The sequence below is a fragment of the Pseudomonas sp. CAN1 genome (assembly GCF_030462585.1).
GTDB lineage: Bacteria > Pseudomonadota > Gammaproteobacteria > Pseudomonadales > Pseudomonadaceae > Pseudomonas.
Genome location: NZ_JASMRU010000090.1, coordinates 1 through 1,559, shown reverse-complemented (window position 1 = coordinate 1,559; position 1,559 = coordinate 1). Strand labels below are relative to the sequence as shown.

Here is a 1,559-nt window from a genome sequence, read left to right as displayed (position 1 = left end):
CAACGACTATGAAGTCGGCAAGCGCCACGACCTGCCGCTGATCAACATCTTCGACAAGGACGCCGCCGTCCTCGCCGTCGCCCAGGTGTTCAAGCTCGACGGCAGCGTCAACCCCGACCTCGACGCCAGCCTGCCCGCCGCCTACGCCGGTCTCGACCGCTTCGTCGGGTGATGATCTGGGCGCCCTGCCCGGTCGCCGTGCGGACCATCTGCGCGACCTTGTCCAGGCCGATCCGGTTGACCAGCGGGCCCATGTCGAGGTCGGCCTGCACGTTCGGGTCGCCGAAGCGGGTGGCTGCCATGGCAGCGGCGATCTTCTCGATGAACTGGTCAGCCACCTGGCGCTGCACGTAGACGCGCTCGGCGCAGTTGCACACCTGCCCGGTGTTGATCACCCGCGAAGCCTTGATGGCGTTCACCGCCAGTTCCAGGTCGGCGTCGGCGAGGACGATGGCCGGCGCCTTGCCGCCCAGTTCCAGGTTCAGCTTGGTGATGTTCGGCGCAGCCGCCGCCATGATCCGCGAGCCGGTGGCGACACTGCCGGTGAAGCTGATCAGGTCCACCCCGGCGTGGCTGGTCAGCGCACTGCCGGCGCTGGCCCCGGTGCCGCCGACGACGTTGAAGACGCCGGTAGGCAGGTCGGTTTCCGCCACCAGGCGGGCGAATTCGAAGCAGTTGATCGGGGTTTCTTCACTGGGTTTGACGACGATGGTGTTGCCGGTCAGCAGGGCCGGCGCCAGCTTCCGGGCGATCAGGAAGAACGGGAAGTTCCACGGCAGGATGCCCGCCACCACGCCCAGCGGTTTGCGCAGCAGGAAGATGTGCTCGCCGGCGCGGTCGCTGGTCAGCACTTCGCCTTCCAGGCGGCGCGCCCACTCGGCCATGTAGTCGAGGTAGTCGGCGGTGAAATTCACTTCCACTTCCGCCAGCGCGGGCACCTTGCCCTGCTCGGCGGTGATGATCTTCGCCAGGCGCGGGGCATTGGCGCGGACCTTCTCGGCGATCTTGCGCAGGTAGCCGGCGCGCTCGATGGCCGGCTTGGCCGCCCAGGCCTTCTGCGCCTGGCGGGCGGCACCGATGGCGCTGTCCACCTGGGCCGCGCTGGCCTCGGGGATGCGCGCCAGCAGCTCGCCGTTGGCCGGGTTGTGCACCTCGATCAACGGCTCACCAGCGACGAAGCGGTTGTCGATGTAGTGCTGGTAGGTTGTCACGTCAGTCATGGGTTGGTCTCCTGTTAGACGGTCACTTGGCGGCGGTCTTCTGCGCGCCGGCCAGTTGTTCCTTGAGGTCGTAGGCGCGCTTGATCAGGTACTGGTGCACGGCCTCGGCCTGCTGCAGGTCGAGGTGGCCCTGGAACGACGGCATGCCGTCGGGAATGCGGCCGCCGTAGATGATGCCGAGGAAGCGCTGGTGGTTTTCCGCGCTGAGGGTGCGCAGGTCGGGTACCACGCCGCCGCTGATGGCGTTGATGCCGTGGCACTGCGAGCAGCTGCCGTTGAACAGCTCGCGGCCCTGGTCGATCTGCGCGGTGGTGCCGGTCAGCGCCGGCGGCTCGGGCT

General features: G+C 68.0%; 1 protein-coding gene and 2 pseudogenes. 1 reads left to right on the top strand and 2 read right to left on the bottom strand.

Features of this window, described 5'->3' with window-relative positions; genetic code table 11:
- A pseudogene (locus QO207_RS31435) lies at nt 1-163 on the top strand (hypothetical protein); the annotation flags it as partial.
- 4 nt (nt 164-167) lie between these two features.
- Here the strand turns inward: QO207_RS31435 and aldA are convergent.
- Together aldA and QO207_RS31425 are read right to left on the bottom strand one after the other, a co-directional pair.
- Nucleotides 168-1,220 (bottom strand): annotated as a pseudogene (gene aldA / locus QO207_RS31430) (aldehyde dehydrogenase); the annotation flags it as partial.
- A 22-nt stretch (nt 1,221-1,242) separates the two neighbouring features.
- A partial coding sequence (locus QO207_RS31425) for a c-type cytochrome (protein ID WP_301536134.1) occupies nt 1,243-1,559 on the bottom strand: 317 nt, incomplete at its 5' end.